The following is a 15,293-nucleotide window of genomic DNA, read 5'->3' as shown; positions in this document are numbered from 1 at the left end:
ACGACATGATCTTGTGTGGCGAGGGGTGGTGGTTGAGGATGGAGAGGCGTGGGTGACTGGCCCACGTGGGCTCGGGCCGGGAAGGGGTGGGGGCGTGACCGATCGCTGGGTGCGGCTTGAACTCGATGTCGCGGGGTTCGACGGGGCGCGGTTCGCGTCGTACGTGGAGCGGTGTCGGGCCGAGGGGTTGCGACTGGTCACGCTCGCCGAGTTGGGGGACACGCCGGAGCACCGGCGGGCGCTGTACGAGCTGAACAAGGAGTGTTCGGCCGACATCCCGGAGCGCGGGGAGTTCTTCAGTTACGAGGAGTTCGTGGTGCGGCGCTTCGACGATCCCTCGTACGACCCGCGCGGCGTGGTGCTCGCCCTGGACGGCGACGTGTGGGCGGGGCTGGCGGCCACCTCGCGCCACAGCGGCTTCGCGATGAACGAGATGACCGGGGTACGCGCGGCGTACCGGGGGCGGGGGCTCTCCCTGGCCATGAAGACGTACGGCATGGCCTTCGTCCGGGAGTGGGGCGTACCCACGGTGCGGACGATCCACCACCCGGCCAACGCGAGCGCGATCGCGATGAACCGGACGATGGGGTTCGTGGACGCGCCCGAGGGCGACTGACCGTCCGCGTTCCCGTGCGGCGTCCCGGGCTCGGCCCCTCCGCGCGGGCGCCGATCCTTCGTCTCTTCCCCGGCCGGGCCCCGCCCCGCGTGACCCCGAGCCAGCCTCGGCCCGGCCCGCCTCGCCCCGCTCCCCCCGTATCCGGCGCTGCCAGGGCGTACGACACGGCAGCCGGGGGGCGGTCAACTCGCCTCACCAGTAAGCCTGTTGACGCCGCGTCAGCACGCCGACGTAACCGGTGTACGCCTCGCGCGGCGCACTCCGACGCGGCACACGGCTTGCACCCGGGCGCGACGCACGCCGACCCGCGACACCCGATCCCGCCGCCCGCCCCGCCCGACTCCTCCCTCCCTTCCTCCCGGGAGGATCGCCCCGCCCGCGCCAGAGTGGCCCGAACGGAGGACGGAGGAATGGCGAGATGGCGGGGGCGTCGCCGGCGCCGGGCGCCGGCCTCGCTCAGCCGACGGCCACCGGGGTGTCGAGGGCGGCGCGCCAGGCGGCCACCGCTTCCGCCGCGACCGGGCCGGTCCAGCCCCGCGGGCGGGCCGCGCCGCCGATGTGGAAGGCGTTGACGCCCGCCGCGCGCAGGGCGGGCAGGTGGTCGAGGCGCAGGCCGCCGCCGACGAGGATGGTCGGCTCGTACCCGGGTTCGCCGTTCGCGCCCCGGGCCGCCTCGGCGACCAGGGCGTCCAGGCCGGCGTCCACGCCCTGCGCGGCGCCCGCCGTCAGGTACGTGTCGAGGCCGGGCAGCCCGACCAGGCGCTTGCGGGCCAGGTCGCGGTCGGCGGCCCGGTCGATGGCGCGGTGGAAGGTCCAGGGCGCGCCCTCGATGGCGTCGGCCAGCGCGCGGACGGTCGCCAGGTCGGGCTGGCCCGCGTCGTTGAGGAAGCCGAAGACGAACTGGTCGGCGCCCGCGGCGCGCAGCTCCCGCGCGCTCGCGCACAGCGCGGCCACGTCGCTCGCGCCGCCCGCGGTGAAGCCGTCCGTGGCCCGCAGCATCACGCGCAGCGGGAGGTCGACGGCGGACCGGATCGCGGTGAAGCCGTCGAGCGTGGGAGTGAGCCCGTCGGCGGCCATGTCGGTGACCAGTTCGAGGCGGTCCGCCCCTCCGGCCTCGGCCGCGATCGCGTCGTCCACGCCGAGCGCGATCACCTCAAGAATTGGTCTAGACATGTAACACAGCCTGCCACACGCCGGGCGGCGACCGGAAGGTGTACCTCACAATTGGCTTATGCCCGACCCCGTGCCACACCCCGCCCCCTCCCCCGGCGAACCCCCCTCCGGCGCCCACCGTTCCGAGGAGGCCCCGGCCGCCAACGCCCCCGCCGACAGGCCCGCTTCCGGCGCCACCCCGCCCGACGCGGACCCGCCCGACGAGGCCGCGCGAGGTGGCGGCCGGGCCGGCACGCGCCAGCGGCCCGCCCCGGGCGCGTCGGCACCCGAGGAGCGCGCCGCGCGGCACCCCGCCGAGCGCCGTGCGGACCCGCGCCCGCCGGACCCGCACGGCACGCCGGCGGCGGCGCCACCCGCACAGGCCGGCCCCCCGCATCCGGCCACCCGGGCGCTGCTCTCCCGCTGGACGCAGACGCTGACCGCCGCGCGCGGGGACGCCGAGGGCCCCGGCCCGCTCCCGTACGGCGAGCACCTCCTCGACCGGTGGGCCGAGCCGCACCGGCGCTACCACACCACCGACCACCTGGTCGCGGTGCTCGACCGGGTCGACGAGCTGGCCCACCACGCGGACGACCCCGACGCGGTGCGGCTGGCGGCCTGGTTCCACGACGCCGTCTACCGCCCGGACCGCTCGACCAACGAGGAGCGCAGCGCCCGCCTGGCCGAGCGCGCCCTGCCGGAGGCGGGCCTCTCGCCGGCCGGGACCGCCGAGGTGGCCCGTCTGGTGCGGCTGACCGTCGACCACGACCCGGCCGACGGGGACCACAACGGCGCCGTCCTGTGCGACGCGGACCTGGCCGTGCTGGCGGGCGGCCCACGGGAGTACGCGGCGTACGCGGCGGCGGTGCGCGCGGAGTACGCGTTCGTGCCCGACGAGACGTTCCGGGCCGGCCGGGCCGACGTACTGCGCCAACTCCTGACCCTGGAGCGGCTGTTCAGGACGCCGACCGGACACGACCGCTGGGAGCGGGTGGCGCGCCGCAACCTCGCCACCGAACTGGAGCTGCTCGGCGCGTAGGGCCGTTTCGGCCACGGCGGGACGGGCGACAGGGGCGCCGGACGCCCCCGCGCGGTGGTCCCGGCCGCGCCGCGACCTCCCCGCCGGCGCCCCGACCGCGCGGGCCGGACACCGTCGGCGGAGCACCGCGAACCGGGCGGTGCTCGACCGGGTGCCGCCCGCCCGAGCCACCGGCGGCACCCTCCGTCTACGCGCCGAACCTACCGGTCGGTTCGCTCAACGGCGGCGTGACCTGCTGAAAGACGACAGGTAGCGGCGGCGCGGCGGGAATGCCGAACCCCGCGTCAACGTTCAAGCCTGTCATGCCCGTCCCCACTGAACCCACAGCTTCACCCACTGCCCCCGCGCCCCTCCCGTCACCCGCGGCGCCCTACCGCATGCCGATCGCGGTCTACGTCCTGGGCCTGTCGGTCTTCGCTCTGGGCACGTCCGAATTCATGCTCTCCGGGCTGCTCCAGCCCCTCGCCCGCGACCTGGGCGTGTCCATCCCGAAGGCCGGCCTGCTGGTCTCCGCCTTCGCCGTCGGCATGGTGGTCGGCGCCCCGGTGCTGGCCGCCGCGACGCTCCGGCTGCCGCGCCGGACGACCCTGATCGCCCTGCTCGCCGTCTTCGGGCTCGGCCAGATAGCCGGCGCGCTCGCCCCCACGTACAACGTGCTGTTCGTCTCCCGGGTGGTCAGCGCGCTCGCCTGTGCCGGGTTCTGGGCGGTGGGCGCGGCGGTAGCCGTCTCGCTGGTACCGGTCACGGCGCGGGCGCGGGCGATGGCCGTCATGGTCGGCGGGCTCAGCATCGCCAACATCGCGGGCGTTCCGGCGGGCGCGTTCCTGGGCCAGCACGCCGGCTGGCGGGCCGCCTTCTGGGCCGTGGCCGGGCTCTCCGTGCTCGGGCTGGTCGGCGTCATCGCCCTGGTGCCCCGCACCGCGCCGGCCACCGGCGACGACGCGCCCTCGCTCCGTAGGGAACTACTCATCTACCGGGACCGACAGGTGTGGCTCGCGCTGGTCACCACGGCCCTCAACGGTGCTGCCGTCTTCGCGCTCTTCTCCTACCTCGGGCCGCTGCTGACCGATTCGGCGGGCCTGAAGGAGAGTTGGGTGCCCACGGTGCTCGGCCTGTTCGGCGTCGGCGCGCTCATCGGTACGGCCATCGGCGGGCGCTTCGCGGACGCGCACCTCTTCGGCACCATCTACGGCGGCATCGCGGCCTCGACGGCCGTGCTCACGCTGCTGGCGCTCACCGCCCACTGGCCCGTCGCCGCCGTGACCCTGTCACTGCTGCTCGGCGTCACCGCGTTCGCCACCGCGCCCGCGCTCAACGCGCGCATGTTCAACGTCGCGAGCGCCGCGCCCACCCTCGCCGGGGCCACCACGACCTCGGCGTTCAACATCGGCAACACGGTCGGCCCCTGGCTCGGCGGCCTGGTCATCGGCGCCGGCTGGGGCTACTCCGCCGTCGCCTGGACCGCCGCCGCGATGGCCGCCCTCGCGGTCGGCATGACGGCCGTGTCCTCGCGCATCCACCAGCGGACGCCGTCCGCCGAGACCGGCTCCCGCGTGGTGGCCACCTCCACACCGGAACCCGCCACCACCCCGGCCACGTGCAGCACGGTCACGGCCCAGGAGACCTGCCCCGCCCCGTAGACCGCCGTCGACTCCCGCCCGCCGGCCCGCCCCTCCGGCCGCGCGGCGGGCCCTCCCGGCCGTCGCCCAGCGGCCCGCGAGCGGGCCAGACCCGTACGACCCGGCGGCGTACGCACGGGCCGGTGGCACCCGAAACACCCCGGAACGCCCAACGCGCCAACCTCGACCCCCGGGCCCAGGCCCCTCAACCCGCCGACCCGCCAGCGCACGCACGTGCCGACCCGCCGACCCGCCGCATCAACCACTCACGAACTCGCCGGCCCGCCGACCCGCCACGCCCTCGCGGCGGGGGGGCGAGGCGGGTCGCCGGCTCACATCGGCCCGGTGGGCGACCCGGCGGGAGAGGCCACCGACGGGACGGGCCACGGGCGGGACGGGCCACGGGCGGGGCCGGCCGCGTCAGGGCCATGGCGCCCGGGCCGGCCACACCGGGGGGCGCCGGCGGGCCGCAGCCACACACCCCCGGGCCGCGCCACACACCACCAGGCCACGGGCACGGCGGCACGCCAGGAGTCGCGGCGGCACGCGACGGTTACGGCGCCAGGCCAGGGCTCACGGTCAGACGCCAACGGTCACGGCGCCGCGCCGCCCGCCGAACCCGGTTCGCCCAGGCTGTCCGCGCGCGGGAGCGCGCCCCCGTCGCCGCCCTGCTTCGGGCGCCGCAGTCCGGCCTGGGTGAGCCGCCGCACCAGTTCCTTGCTGGTCACCTCGATCGCGCCGCCGTCCACGGCCGCCGCGTAACTGCTGGACGGCAGGTCGTAGTGGTCGCGGTCGAAGCCCCGTCGCGGGGCGCCGATCCGCTCGGCGAAGTCGTGCAGTTCCGCGTACGAGACGTCGCTGACCAGGTGCGACCACATGCGGCCGTGGCCGGGCCAGACCGGCGGGTCGATGTACACGGCCATCAGTGGTCGTCCCCGGGTCTGCGGGCGCGACCGGCGCCGCCCGAGATCACCTCGGCGAGCGCGCCCACCCGGGCGACGGACACCGTGGTCTTCACGCACACCCAGTGCGGGTCCGCGCCCAACTCGGGCTCCACCTCCAGCGCGTGCGGATCGCCCCCGCTCACGCACACCGGGCACAGCGGCCACCGCCCGTACCGTTCGAGAAGCGCGTCCTGTACGTCCTGGGCGACCAGGCCGGCCACGAACTCCGACCCCTGGGGCCACTGCTCGACCCACCACCGACGGTGGGCCACCGCGTCCTCCACGAGCGAGACCACGTCCGCCCGCGCCACGTCTCCGGCCGACAGGTCGGCGAGCACCAGCGACCGGGCCATGTGCAGTGTCTGTTCGAGCTCCATGCCTCCATTGTCGGGGGCGGGCGGGGTTGACGCCCGCCATGCCTGAAAATACCTTTCAGAGGTGAGCAGCAAACTGAAAGAAACTTTCATCGGGGTGGACGCCCCGCCGCCGGCCCCGGCCGCCCTGACGGCCAAGGTCCGCGCCCTGGCCCCGTCCATGACCCGCTCCATGCAGCGGGTCGCCGAGACCGTCGCCGCCGATCCGGCCGGCTGTGCCGCGCTCACCGTCACCGGCCTCGCGGAGCGCACCGGCACCAGCGAGGCCACCGTGGTGCGCACCGCCCGCGTCCTCGGCTACCCGGGCTACCGGGACCTGCGGCTGGCGCTGGCCGCGCTCGCCGCACAGCAGAGCGCGGGCCGCGCGCCCGCCGTCACCGCCGACATCGCGGTGGACGACCCGATCGCCGACGTCGTGGCCAAGCTCGCCGAGGAGGAGCGGCAGTGCCTGGCGGACACGGCCGCCGCGCTGGACGTGGGCCAGCTCGACGCGGCCGTCGCGGCCCTGGTGGCCGCCCGCCGTGTCGACGCGTACGGCATCGCCGCCTCCGGCCTGGTCTGCCAGGACCTCGTACAGAAGCTGCTGCGCATCGGCCTGGTCGCGCACGCCCACTCCGACCCGCACCTGGCGGTCACGGCCGCCGTGCAGCTACGGCCGGGCGACGTGGCCATCGCCGTCACGCACTCGGGCCGCACCGTCGACGTCATCGAGCCGCTGCGCCGGGCCTTCGACCAGGGCGCGACGACGGTGGCGATCACCGGGCACCCGCAGGCGGAGGTGGCGCAGTACGCGGACCTGGTGCTGACCACCTCCACGGCCCGCGAGAGCGAGCTGCGCCCGGCGGCCATGTCGAGCCGTACGAGCCAACTCCTGGTGGTGGACTGCCTGTTCGTCGGCGTCGCGCAGCGCACGTACGCGACCGCCGCGCCGGCCCTGTCGGCGTCGTACGAGGCGCTGGCGCACCGGCGCGACCCCCGCGCGGGCCGCTGACCCCGCCCCACCACCGCCCCCCCGGCGGGGTACACCCCTCCCGCGCCGCGCCCCGTACGCGTCCCGGCCCCGCTCCCCCTCGCGTCTCCCCCCGACCCGTACCAAGAAAGAGCCCCCGCCGCCATGAACAGCAGCGCCGACGACGCAGCACCCGACCAGCTCCGAGCCCAGCTCGACACCCTGACGACGGAGGCGTTCCGCCCCGAACTCGCCGACGTCGACCGGCTCAACACCCTCGCCATCGCCCGGCTGATGAACGCGGAGGACGCCGCCGTCCCCACCGCCGTCGCCGACCAGCTCCCGCGCGTCGCGGCGGCCATCGACGCGATCGCCGCGCGCATGGCCGACGGCGGCCGGCTGATCTACGCGGGCGCGGGCACCGCGGGGCGGCTCGGAGTACTGGACGCGAGCGAGTGTCCGCCGACCTTCAACGCGGACCCCGAGCAGGTCGTCGGGCTCATCGCGGGCGGCCCGAGCGCGCTGGTCACCTCGGCGGAGGCCGCCGAGGACAGCGGCGAACTGGCCGCCGCCGACCTGGCCGCGCTGAAGCTGACCGACCGCGACAGCGTGGTCGGCGTCTCCGCGTCGGGGCGTACGCCGTACGCCGTCGGGGCCGTGACGTACGCGCGCGAGCACGGCGCGCTGACCGTGGGGTTGGCGTGCAACGCGGGTTCGGCGCTGGCGGGCGCGGCCGAGCACGGCATCGAGGTCGTCGTCGGCCCCGAGCTGCTCACCGGCTCCACCCGGCTGAAGGCGGGCACGGCGCAGAAGCTCGTCCTCAACATGATCTCGACACTGACCATGATCCGGCTGGGCAAGACGTACGGGAACCTGATGGTGGACCTGCGGGCCTCCAACGACAAGCTGCGCGCCCGCTCGCGGCGCATCGTCGCGCTGGCCACCGGCGCTCCGGAGGAGCGGATCGAGGAGGCGTTGGCGGCCACCGACGGCGAGGTCAAGGACGCCATCCTCACCCTGGTCGCCGACGTGGACGCGCCGGCCGCCCGGCGCCTGCTCGCCGACGCGAACGGCCACCTGCGGGTGGCGATCGACGCCGCCCGCACCGCCTGACGCACCCGCGACCGCCGCCGACGCGCGCGTCGCGCGCCAGCCCGTACCCGGCCGTGAGGTCCCACCAGGTCCGGCGAGGTCGCGGGAGGTCACGCGACGTTTCGCCCGGGCCCGGGGCCGGGCAGGACAACGCCCGAGGGCGGCACCCCCTGGGGGGTGCCGCCCTCGTTCGTAGGAGCAGCCGATCCGCGAGGCGGATCAGAAGTCCATGTCACCGCCCGGCATGCCGCCCGGGGCGCCCGCGGGGGCGGCCTTCTCCGGCTTGTCGGCGATGACGGCCTCGGTGGTGAGGAACAGCGCGGCGATCGACGCGGCGTTCTGCAGCGCGGAGCGCGTGACCTTCGCCGGGTCGAGGATGCCCTCGGCGATCATGTCGACGTACTCACCGGTCGCGGCGTTGAGGCCGTGGCCGACGGTCAGGTTGCGCACCTTCTCGACGACGACGCCACCCTCAAGGCCGGCGTTGACGGCGATCTGCTTCAGCGGGGCCTCAAGGGCCAGCTTCACCGCGGCGGCACCGGTGGCCTCGTCACCTTCGAGCTCAAGCTTCTCGAAGACGGCGGCGGCCTGGATGAGGGCCACGCCACCACCGGCGACGATGCCCTCCTCGACGGCGGCCTTCGCGTTGCGAACGGCGTCCTCGATGCGGTGCTTGCGCTCCTTGAGCTCGACCTCGGTGGCGGCACCGGCCTTGATCACCGCGACACCGCCGGCGAGCTTCGCCAGGCGCTCCTGCAGCTTCTCGCGGTCGTAGTCGCTGTCCGAGTTCTCGATCTCGGCGCGGATCTGGTTGACGCGGCCCTGGACCTGGTCGCTGTCACCGGCACCGTCGACGATGGTCGTCTCGTCCTTGGTGATGACGACCTTGCGGGCGCGGCCCAGCAGGTCGAGACCGGCGTTCTCCAGCTTGAGGCCGACCTCCTCGGAGATGACGGTGCCACCGGTGAGGATGGCGATGTCGCCGAGCATGGCCTTGCGGCGGTCACCGAAGCCCGGGGCCTTGACGGCGACGGACTTGAAGGTGCCACGGATCTTGTTGACCACCAGGGTGGACAGGGCCTCGCCCTCGACGTCCTCGGCGATGATCAGCAGCGGCTTGCCGGACTGCATGACCTTCTCGAGGAGCGGCAGCAGGTCCTTGACCGCGGAGATCTTGGAGTTGACGATCAGGATGTACGGGTCGTCGAGAGCCGACTCCATACGCTCCATGTCGGTGGCGAAGTACGCCGAGATGTAGCCCTTGTCGAAGCGCATGCCCTCGGTGAGCTCCAGCTCAAGCCCGAAGGTCTGCGACTCCTCGACGGTGATGACGCCTTCCTTGCCGACCTTGTCCATCGCCTCGGCGATGAGCTCGCCGATCTGGGTGTCGGCGGCGGAGATGGAGGCCGTGGAAGCGATCTGCTCCTTGGTCTCGACATCCTTCGCCTGCTCAAGGAGGGCGCCGGAGACGGCCTCGACGGCCTTCTCGATGCCGCGCTTGAGGGCCATCGGGTTGGCGCCGGCGGCGACGTTCCGCAGGCCCTCCTTGACGAGCGCCTGGGCCAGGACGGTCGCGGTCGTCGTGCCGTCACCGGCGACGTCGTCCGTCTTCTTCGCGACCTCCTTGACCAGCTCGGCGCCGATCTTCTCGTACGGGTCCTCGAGCTCGATCTCCTTGGCGATGGACACACCATCGTTGGTGATCGTGGGGGCGCCCCACTTCTTCTCAAGGACGACGTTGCGGCCCTTGGGACCGAGGGTGACCCGGACGGCGTCGGCGAGCTGGTTCATCCCGCGCTCGAGACCGCGCCGTGCCTCCTCGTCGAACGCGATGATCTTGGCCATGTGAAGTGGTCCTCCCAGGACTGGGGGTCCCCCCGGCCAGTGGCTGGGGGAGGGTGGATACTCCGGACCGCGCGCGGCGCCCGCGACGGACGGCCTGCCTGCCGAGCGGTTCCTTCCCCACCCGGCCTGCGGGCCTCACCGACCCGGTCCTGCTGTCACTCTCGACATCAGAGTGCTAACGCCAATGATTAGCACTCGACCCATGAGAGTGCAAGGCCGCTCCACGGGAGCGCCGACGGGGAGTGACCGCCCGGGACCCGGCGGGAGCAGGGCGTGCGGCCCGCCGGCGCCCCCGGAACGGGCGCCGGCGGCGGCGACCCGCACCCCGCGAGGACGTTCGCGAACGGGGCCGGCGACCGGGCGCGCCGGCCCCGGACCCCGCTCCACCGGGGCGAGCGCGCGAGGGCTCAAGGCCGGGGCGACCGACGCGGAGTTCGCCCCGCGCGAACCCTTCCGCGAGCGGAGCCGGGACAGGTGTCGGCGGCGGGCGACGCTCCGGAGGACGCTGACGAAGGGGCCCGGGAGCCGGGGCGCACGGGCCGCTTCGCGGCATAGCCACGGGGGCTCGCGGGGCGGGCGCGCGGGCGCGTCGTCATATGTGTTCGCTCTACGCGATCGCAACGACAGGGAACGGTCGCGGCGAGGTCAGATCGAGGTACGGAACGTCGCCCGGGCCCGCTGGGGGGCGCCCGCCCGGGTCGCGGAGCCCGGGCCGAGCGAGCGCCGTACCCCCGCCGTACACGAGGTGGCCACGCCCCCGGCGCGAGCCGGCCCTCCCATCCGTACGCCAGCGACCCGCCACGCGGGCGCCAGCGCGCCCCGAGCGCCGCACCGGCCGGCCACCACCACGCGGTACGCGCCCGGCCGCCCAGCGGCGATTGGACCGGACCAAGACCGTCGCACGGAGGCACCCGGCCCGACCGAGCGGAAGCGGCGAGGCCGTCCAGGCCAGCCCGACCAGGACGCCCGAGCCCCCCGAGCGATCACCCACACCGTCCAGAACGCGACGACCGACCGAAGCGAAACAGTCGGCCCGACCGGCCCCGTCACACCAGCCGGACCAACCACGTCGGCGAGACCGGCCAGACCGGCGAGGCCAACCGTGTCGGCGAGGCGAGCCGGGTCGGCGAGGTCAACCGGGGCGGCGAGATCGGCCGTGTTGGCGAGGCGAGCCAGACCAGCGAGGTCAGTCACACCAGCGAGGCCAGCCGGGCGGCGAGATCGGCCGGCGAGGCGAGCCGGGTCGACGAGGTCAGCCGGGTCGGCGAGGCGAGCCAGACCAGCGAGGTCAGCTGGGTCGGCGAGGCCAGCCGGGTCGGCGAGATCGGCCGGGCCAACCAACCCATCCCGAGCGGCGAGGTCAGCCAGACCGGCGAGGTCAGCCATATCAGCGAGGTCGACCGGGGCCGGCACCTCGGCCAGACCAGCGAGGTCAACCGGACCGGCGAGGCGAGCCGGGTCGGCGAGGTCAACCGGGGCGGCGAGATCGGCCACACCAGCGAGGTCAGCCGGGGCGGCGAGGCCAACCGCGTCGGCGAGATCGGCCACACCAGCGAGGTCAGCCGGGGCCGGCACCTCGGCCAGACCGGCGGGGTCAACTGCGGCGGCGAGGCCAACCGGGGCGGCGAGCTCAGCCGGGGCGGCGAGCTCAGCCGGACCAGCGAGGCCAACCGGGTCGGCGAGGTCAGTCACACCAGCGAGGTCGACCGGGGCCGGCGCCTCGGCCAGACCAGCGAGGCCAGCCAGGTCGGCAAGATCGGCCAGACCAGTGAGGTCAACCGGGTCAGCGAGATCGGCCGGACCGGCACGGTCAGCCAGACCGGCGAGGTCAGCCATATCAGCGAGGTCGACCGGGGTGAGGTAGTCGGAACGGCCAGGCCGGCGAGGCCAACGCGAAGGGCCCGCACCCCCCTGCCGAGGGTGCGGGCCCTTGTTCACGCTGCAGTCGGTCGGCGCTCAGCTGCCGGCCACGCGGACCATGTCCGCCTGCGGCCCCTTCTGACCCTGCGAGATCTCGAACTCGACCCGCTGGCCCTCCTCAAGGGTGCGGTACCCGTCCATCTGGATCGCGCTGTAGTGGACGAACACGTCCGCACCACCGTCGACCGCGATGAAGCCGTATCCCTTCTCCGCGTTGAACCACTTGACGGTGCCCTGAGCCATTCCTAACTCCCCTATTGCTGGCCCTTGCGCAGGACCGCACTCCGCGGACCCGGGTCAGACCTCACCCCTGAGAACCCCTGACGAATGGAAAGGGGACCCCTGGGGCGTGCGCCGGAACGCGTCGACCGCCGCTGAATGTATCTGCCCAGATGCCCAGAGCAACAGGTCAATCGGACGAGAATTCTGGGCACGCGTCATCGGCGATACGGGGCGAATTCCGGCGATTACCGGTCAAGTCGGGCCGGACATGGCGGGAGTAAACCGGCAAAACATGTCCACGCTTCGCGCACATTTTGACGGGTTCCCATATGCGGTCCACACACGGGCCCGTGAGGCGGAGAGGAGATCACTTCAACTCTATCGCGGTTCTAAACATGGAATTGCCCCGTCCACTTTCCGGTGGACGGGGCAGTTCCGGCAGTTCGCGGCGGAGCGGGTCGGTCAGCCGCCGGCGACGGCGGGAATGATCGAAATGCCCGCACCGTCCGGGGTGACCGTTTCCAGTCCGCTACTGAATCGCACGTCGTCGTCGTTGACGTACACATTCACAAAGCGGCGCAGCTTGCCCTGGTCGTCGAGCACGCGGGCGGCGATGCCCTGGTGGTTCTTCTCCAGGTCCGCCAGCACCTCGCCGAGGGTCGCGCCCTCGGCGCTCACCTCGGCCTTGCCGTCGGTGTAGGTGCGCAGAATGGTCGGAATGCGAACGCTGACGCTCATGTTGGGGTCACCTTCGTGGGAGAACGGGGAGAGCTTGCTGGTCGCGGCGGTCGGGCCGGGCCGCCGTCGCGGGCGCGACCGACGGCCTGGCCGACGCGCGGGCCTCAGCCCGCCAGGCCCGCCGCGCGGAACGCGTCGAGGCTCGGCTTGATCGTCGCGGTGGGCCCGGCCGTGGGCGCGACGGCGTCCAGCGTCTTGAGCCCGTCACCGGTGTTGAGGACGACGGTGGTCAGGGTCGGGTCGAGCTGCCCGGTCTCGATGAGCTTCTTGGTGACACCCACGGTCACGCCGCCGGCGGTCTCGGCGAAGATGCCCTCGGTACGGGCGAGCAGCTTGATCGCGTCGACCACCTGCGCGTCGGTGACGTCCTCCACCGCTCCCCCGGTGCGCCGGGCGATGTCGAGCACGTACGGGCCGTCGGCCGGGTTTCCGATGGCCAGCGACTTGGCGATGGTGTCGGGCTTCACCGGGCGCACCACGTCGTGCCCGTCCTTGAAGGCGCGGGAGACCGGCGAGCAGCCCTCGGCCTGCGCGCCGAAGATCTTGTACGGCTTGTCCTCGACCAGGCCGAGCTTGATCAGCTCCTTGAGCCCCTTGTCGATCTTGGTGAGCTGCGAGCCGGAGGCGATCGGGATGACGATCTGGTCGGGGATCTCCCAGCCGAGCTGCTCGCAGATCTCGTAGGCCAGCGTCTTGGAGCCCTCGCCGTAGTACGGGCGCAGGTTCACGTTGACAAAGCCCCAGCCCTCGCCGAGCGAGTCGCCGATCAGCTCGCTGCAGAAGCGGTTGACGTCGTCGTAGGTGCCCTCGATGGCCACCAGCTCGCCGCCGTAGACGGCGGCCATGACGACCTTGCCCGCCTCCAGGTCGTGCGGGATGAACACGCAGGAGCGGAAGCCGGCGCGGGCGGCGGCGGCACCGACCGCGCCGGCCAGGTTGCCGGTGGAGGAGCAGGAGAGCGTGGTGAAGCCGAAGGCGCGGGCGGCCTCGACGGCGACGGCCACGACCCGGTCCTTGAAGGAGTGCGTCGGGTTGCCCGAGTCGTCCTTGACGTACAGGCCGCCGGTGACGCCGAGCTCGCTGGCGAGTCGGTCGGCCTGGACGAGGGGGGTCAGGCCCGGGTTCAGGTTGGGCTTGGCGGCGACGTCGGCGGGCACCGGCAGCAGCGGCGCGTACCGCCAGATGCTGTTCGGGCCGGCCGCGATGCGCTCGCGCAGCGCCTCCGGGTCGCCGGTCGGCAGGTCGTACGCCACCTCAAGGGGGCCGAAACACAGTGCGCAGGCGAAGATCGGACCGAGGTCGAAGCGCTCGCCGCACTCGCGACAGGACAGCGCGACGGCGGGGCCCAGATCGACCGAGCCGGTGGAAACGGCGGGGTCAGCGGGGGTGGTGGTGCTGGTTTCGGTGACTTGCACAGCCATGGAGGCGAGGCCCTTTCTCCTCATCTTCCTCGCGACGCATCTCGTCACGAGACGGAATTGGCACCTTCCCGGCCGGGAGCCTCGCTTCGCGAGAAACCGACTGGAGGGTTGCCGGGGCTTCAACGGGCCGTATCCCTCTGCCCCTCTGGATGAGCGGTATGGCACCGGCTCCTTGGAGCCAGGCGTTTGTTGGCGTGATGACCCCGGCATGCGACGGTCATCCGCGTTGTTCAAGACTGTAACCGAAGGTTGGAACCCTGGAGGGGGTCGTCCAAACCACGAGATGAACGTAACATCGAGCGCCGCCCGGCGCGCAAAGGAGTCACGCACGTGCTGGAAGAGGTGGAGCGCTGGCTGAGCCGACGGTCCTGGTCCGCCGCCGACCGTCCGCTCGACGTGCTCCTGACGGCGAAACGGGCCACCGGCACCCGCGTCAGCGTGGTGCTGCCGGCGTTGAACGAGGAGGCCACGGTCGGCGCGATCGTCGCCGCGATACGTCGCGACCTGATGGGCCCGGCTCCCCTGGTGGACGAGTTGGTGGTGCTGGACTCGGGATCGAGCGACCGCACCGCCGAGGTCGCGCGGGCGGCGGGGGCGCGCGTGGTGCACCGCGACAGCCTGCTGCCCCGGGTGCCGACGGTGCCGGGCAAGGGCGAGGTGCTGTGGCGCTCGCTGTTGGCCACGGACGGCGACATCGTCTGCTTCGTCGACGCCGACCTGCGCGACTTCTCCACCACCTTCGTCTCCGGGATCGTCGGCCCGCTGCTCACCGACCCCGAGACGCAGTTCGTCAAGGCGATGTACGACCGGCCGCTCCAGCTGTCGGGGCACCCGGTCGAGCCGGACGAGGAACCCGGCGACGTGGTGGGTGGTGGGCCCGCCGGACAGGGCGGTCGGGTGACCGAACTGGTGGCCAGGCCGCTGCTGAACCTGCACTGGCCGCTGCTCGCGGGGTTCGTCCAGCCGCTCGGCGGCGAGTACGCGGCGCGCCGGTCGCTCCTTGAGCGACTGCCGTTCCCGGTCGGCTACGGCGTGGAGATCGGCCTGCTGGTGGACGCGCTGCACACGGTCGGACTCGACGCGCTCGGCCAGGTGGACGTGGGCGTACGCCGCCATCGCCACCAGGACGGCCAGGCCCTGGGCCGGATGGCGGCGGCCATCTACCGCACCGCCCAACTACGCCTGGCCCGTGGTCACTTGGTGCGCCCGCAGCTGACGCAGTTCACGCGTGGCGCGGACGGCGGATTCACCCCGCACACGTACCCGGTGGACACCGAGGAACGCCCGCCGATGATCGAGATCCCGGAGTACGCGGAGCGCTGGGCGGCCTGAGACGACGCGGGCGGTCGGGGGTCGTGCGGC

Annotated in this window: 15 protein-coding genes and 1 riboswitch; of the genes, 6 read left to right on the top strand and 9 right to left on the bottom strand. The window is 73.5% G+C overall.

Translation table 11 applies throughout. From position 1 onward, the window contains the following. Positions 1-94 precede the first annotated feature (94 nt). Positions 95-616: a GNAT family N-acetyltransferase gene (locus ACFVFR_RS00125; RefSeq protein WP_383696235.1), complete on the top strand. Its 522-nt coding sequence runs from the start codon at positions 95-97 to the stop codon at positions 614-616. Positions 617-1,072: 456 nt separating this feature from the next. On the opposite strand, the gene ACFVFR_RS00120 is transcribed toward ACFVFR_RS00125, so the two are convergent. Further along, on the bottom strand, positions 1,073-1,789 hold the full coding sequence (locus ACFVFR_RS00120) for a copper homeostasis protein CutC (protein WP_383696233.1): 717 nt from the start codon (positions 1,787-1,789) through the stop codon (positions 1,073-1,075). 391 nt (positions 1,790-2,180) lie between these two features. On the opposite strand from ACFVFR_RS00120, the gene ACFVFR_RS00115 reads away from it, so the two are divergent. Together ACFVFR_RS00115 and ACFVFR_RS00110 are read left to right on the top strand one after the other, a co-directional pair. Further along, the gene (locus tag ACFVFR_RS00115) at positions 2,181-2,807 is read left to right on the top strand and encodes a hypothetical protein (RefSeq protein WP_383696776.1); all 627 of its coding nucleotides are present in this window, start codon (positions 2,181-2,183) and stop codon (positions 2,805-2,807) included. A 377-nt stretch (positions 2,808-3,184) separates the two neighbouring features. Next, on the top strand, positions 3,185-4,447 hold the full coding sequence (locus ACFVFR_RS00110; protein WP_383696232.1) for a Cmx/CmrA family chloramphenicol efflux MFS transporter: 1,263 nt from the start codon (positions 3,185-3,187) through the stop codon (positions 4,445-4,447). Positions 4,448-5,019: 572 nt separating this feature from the next. Here ACFVFR_RS00110 and ACFVFR_RS00105 read toward each other — a convergent pair. Continuing rightward, positions 5,020-5,349, bottom strand: coding sequence for a DUF4031 domain-containing protein (locus ACFVFR_RS00105; RefSeq protein ID WP_383696230.1), 330 nt, complete (start codon positions 5,347-5,349; stop codon positions 5,020-5,022). After that, on the bottom strand, positions 5,349-5,747 hold the full coding sequence (locus ACFVFR_RS00100) for a hypothetical protein (protein WP_383696227.1): 399 nt from the start codon (positions 5,745-5,747) through the stop codon (positions 5,349-5,351). The genes ACFVFR_RS00105 and ACFVFR_RS00100 overlap by 1 nt, the downstream gene beginning before the upstream one ends. Before the next feature lie 61 nt (positions 5,748-5,808). Here ACFVFR_RS00100 and ACFVFR_RS00095 point away from each other — a divergent pair, with 61 nt between their 5' ends. Both ACFVFR_RS00095 and murQ read left to right on the top strand, forming a co-directional pair. Next, positions 5,809-6,735 carry a MurR/RpiR family transcriptional regulator gene (locus tag ACFVFR_RS00095; RefSeq protein WP_383696224.1) on the top strand — a complete coding sequence of 309 codons (927 nt, stop codon included), beginning with the start codon at positions 5,809-5,811 and terminating at the stop codon, positions 6,733-6,735. Between the two features lie 123 nt (positions 6,736-6,858). Further along, positions 6,859-7,806: an N-acetylmuramic acid 6-phosphate etherase gene (murQ, locus tag ACFVFR_RS00090; RefSeq protein WP_383696221.1), complete on the top strand. Its 948-nt coding sequence runs from the start codon at positions 6,859-6,861 to the stop codon at positions 7,804-7,806. A 198-nt stretch (positions 7,807-8,004) separates the two neighbouring features. Here the strand turns inward: murQ and groL are convergent, their stop codons facing one another. From groL to thrC, 6 genes are all read right to left on the bottom strand, one after another. Then, positions 8,005-9,630, bottom strand: a complete 1,626-nt coding sequence (gene groL, locus ACFVFR_RS00085; RefSeq protein ID WP_383696218.1) for a chaperonin GroEL — start codon at positions 9,628-9,630, stop codon at positions 8,005-8,007. A 1,190-nt stretch (positions 9,631-10,820) separates the two neighbouring features. Then, entirely contained in the window at positions 10,821-11,300 is a 480-nt protein-coding gene (locus ACFVFR_RS00080; RefSeq protein ID WP_383696216.1) for a hypothetical protein, read from the bottom strand. Positions 11,301-11,318: 18 nt separating this feature from the next. After that, complete coding sequence (locus ACFVFR_RS00075; RefSeq protein WP_383696215.1) at positions 11,319-11,537, bottom strand: hypothetical protein; 219 nt, start codon at positions 11,535-11,537, stop codon at positions 11,319-11,321. A gap of 49 nt (positions 11,538-11,586) precedes the next feature. Further along, positions 11,587-11,793 (bottom strand): cold-shock protein, encoded by a 207-nt coding sequence (locus tag ACFVFR_RS00070; RefSeq protein ID WP_383696213.1) that lies wholly within the window; start codon positions 11,791-11,793, stop codon positions 11,587-11,589. Between the two features lie 441 nt (positions 11,794-12,234). After that, entirely contained in the window at positions 12,235-12,510 is a 276-nt protein-coding gene (locus ACFVFR_RS00065) for a MoaD/ThiS family protein (RefSeq protein WP_383696211.1), read from the bottom strand. A gap of 104 nt (positions 12,511-12,614) precedes the next feature. After that, positions 12,615-13,931, bottom strand: a complete 1,317-nt coding sequence (thrC, locus tag ACFVFR_RS00060) for a threonine synthase (RefSeq protein WP_383696208.1) — start codon at positions 13,929-13,931, stop codon at positions 12,615-12,617. A 17-nt stretch (positions 13,932-13,948) separates the two neighbouring features. Continuing rightward, a riboswitch (SAM riboswitch) is annotated at positions 13,949-14,087 on the bottom strand. A gap of 174 nt (positions 14,088-14,261) precedes the next feature. On the opposite strand from thrC, the gene ACFVFR_RS00055 reads away from it, so the two are divergent. Next, positions 14,262-15,263 carry a glucosyl-3-phosphoglycerate synthase gene (locus ACFVFR_RS00055; protein ID WP_383696205.1) on the top strand — a complete coding sequence of 334 codons (1,002 nt, stop codon included), beginning with the start codon at positions 14,262-14,264 and terminating at the stop codon, positions 15,261-15,263. Positions 15,264-15,293 lie beyond the last annotated feature (30 nt).

The organism is Streptomyces sp. NPDC057702 (assembly GCF_042799315.1).
GTDB lineage: Bacteria > Actinomycetota > Actinomycetes > Streptomycetales > Streptomycetaceae > Streptomyces.
This window is presented reverse-complemented; position numbering and strand designations above follow the sequence as displayed.